The organism is Endozoicomonas sp. SESOKO3 (genome assembly GCF_024606255.1).
In genome coordinates this window covers 1-2,488 of record NZ_JAHHPR010000443.1, presented here as the reverse complement: position 1 = coordinate 2,488, position 2,488 = coordinate 1, and the positions used below count along the sequence as shown (strand labels likewise).

The following is a 2,488-nucleotide window of genomic DNA, read 5'->3' as shown; positions in this document are numbered from 1 at the left end:
CTTATCTATTTGCCCGCAAAACACGCTAGCGCCATACCCCATATCGTAGTAGCACTAAGCCTGTCGAATTACAGTGCCGTAGCCCTTCAGCAAGCTCAGAAAAACGGAGTATGTATATCAGCGCGTAGCTGCACAAAAAGCCTGTTGAGTTTGATACATCTCTATCAAATAAAGCTGCTGCAATGAACAGAAAAATATAACCCGCCACCTGACCAATAGATTAAATCTATTAATAGCATTTGAACGATCAATTATACCAATCAATCAAATCGGCATATTCTTTCCATGTCGCCACCGAAAACGGCTGACTAAAAAACAGAATGATTACCAGCAAGAAGGAATAAACCATGTCCCTCATTAATACACAAATCAAGCCGTTCAAAGCCACTGCTTTTCACAATGGCGACTTCGTTGAAGTGACCGAAGAGAGCCTGAAAGGCAAGTGGTCTGTTGTCTTCTTCTACCCGGCAGACTTCACCTTTGTTTGCCCGACTGAATTGGGTGACCTGGCTGACCACTACGAACAACTTCAAGCTATGGGTGTTGAAGTGTACTCCGTCTCCACAGACACCCACTTCACTCACAAAGCCTGGCACGACAGCTCTGAGACCATTAACAAGATCAAATACCCAATGATCGGCGACCCAACCGGTCAGATCACTCGCAACTTTGAAGTCATGATCGAAGAAGAAGGTCTGGCTCTGCGAGGCACCTTTGTCATGAACCCTGAGGGTGAGATCAAAGTCGTTGAAACTCACGATTCGGGTATTGGCCGTAACGCTGGAGAGCTGGTTCGCAAGATTCAAGCGGCTCAGTTCATCGCAGAGAACCCTGGTCAGGTATGCCCGGCTGCATGGCAACCGGGTGAAGAAACTTTGGCGCCTTCCCTGGACCTGGTCGGCAAAATCTAAACTGTCCGGGCTCCCCGCCATTATTCAACAGCAGAGAGCCTGAACCAAATCGAAAAGATCAAGCGAGTCAATCATGTTAGATGCAAACATCAAAAAGCAATTGGAAGCTTACTTTCAGAACCTGAAAACACCTGTTGAGATCGTTGTGTCTCTTGATGACTCTGCGAAATCACAGGAAATGGCTTCACTTGCTAAAGACCTTGAATCACTCTCCAGCCAAATCACGTTAAGTGAAAGTAACAACGAGCTGGAAAGAAGGCCTTCCATGGCCATTCAAGGCCAGGACAATCGCCCTGCAATCCGCTTTGCCGGGCTGCCTATGGGCCACGAATTTAACTCATTGATACTGGCTATTCTCCAGAGCGGTGGTCATCCAGCCAAGATGGAAGCTGATTTGCTCGAGCAGATCAAACAACTGGAAGGCGAGTTCAATTTTGAAACTTATATCTCCCTGTCCTGCCAGAACTGCCCTGAGGTTGTTCAGGCTCTGAACTTGATGGCCGTCTTGAATCCCGGTATCCGGCACACCATGATCGATGGTGCCTTGTTTCAGGATGAGGTGGATGAAAAGCAGGTCATGGCTGTACCCGCCGTATTTGTTAACGGCCAGCCATTTGGTCATGGTCGTATGAATACCGCCGAAATCGTTGCCAAACTGGACATAAATGCTGAAAAGCGTACGGCTGAAGCCATCAACAAGAAAGATCCTTATGATCTGTTGATTGTCGGTGCCGGTCCGGCGGGTGCGGCCGCCGCTATTTATGCAGCTCGCCAAGGTATTCGTACCGGTCTGGTAGCCGATCGCTTTGGCGGTCAGGTGATGGACACCATGGCCATTGAAAACTTCATCTCCGTTAAGGAAACCGAAGGTCCAAAACTAGTGGCCAATCTGGAACAACACGTGCTCGACTATGACGTAGATGTCATGAGCAACCAACGCGCCAGCGCCCTGATTGAAAATGACCGCAGCGCCGGAGAACTGGTGGAAATCCAACTGGAAAGTGGCGCCAGCCTGAAAAGTAAGACAGTATTGATGGCCACCGGTGCCCGCTGGAGAGAGATGAATGTACCAGGCGAGCAGGAATACCGGGGGAAAGGGGTAGCCTACTGCCCGCACTGTGACGGACCTCTGTTCAAGGACAAACGTGTTGCTGTGATTGGCGGTGGTAACTCAGGTGTTGAAGCGGCCATCGATTTGGCAGGCATTGTTTCCCACGTCACGCTGATTGAGTTTGACAGCCAGTTAAGAGCTGACGAAGTACTCCAGCGAAAGCTGCGTTCTTTAAAGAATGTCACCATTATTACCAACGCACTGACGACAGAAGTACTAGGCGACGGTAATAAAGTAAATGGCCTGACCTATAAAGACCGCAATACAAACGACGAAATCAGTTTAGAGTTGGAAGGTATTTTTGTTCAGATTGGCTTGGTACCGAATACTGAATTCCTTAAAGAGGCAATGGAGTTAAACCCACGTGGTGAAATTGTAGTTGATAGTCGGGGCGAAACCTCCATCCCAGGTGTTTTTGCGGCCGGAGATGTGACAACTGCACCTTACAAGCAAATTATTATTGCTA

3 protein-coding genes are annotated in these 2,488 nt (G+C 48.5%); all 3 read left to right on the top strand.

The genetic code is table 11. The annotated features are described in order from the left end of the window. Window positions 1-186 (top strand): hypothetical protein (locus KDK18_RS07565; RefSeq protein ID WP_257254285.1); only part of this gene is annotated, 186 nt, incomplete at its 5' end. A gap of 161 nt (window positions 187-347) precedes the next feature. Beyond that, the gene (gene ahpC / locus KDK18_RS07560) at window positions 348-911 is read left to right on the top strand and encodes an alkyl hydroperoxide reductase subunit C (protein WP_257254284.1); all 564 of its coding nucleotides are present in this window, start codon (window positions 348-350) and stop codon (window positions 909-911) included. Between the two features lie 73 nt (window positions 912-984). Further along, window positions 985-2,488, top strand: a 1,504-nt coding sequence (gene ahpF / locus KDK18_RS07555; protein WP_257254283.1) for an alkyl hydroperoxide reductase subunit F, incomplete at its 3' end; no start/stop codon positions are given.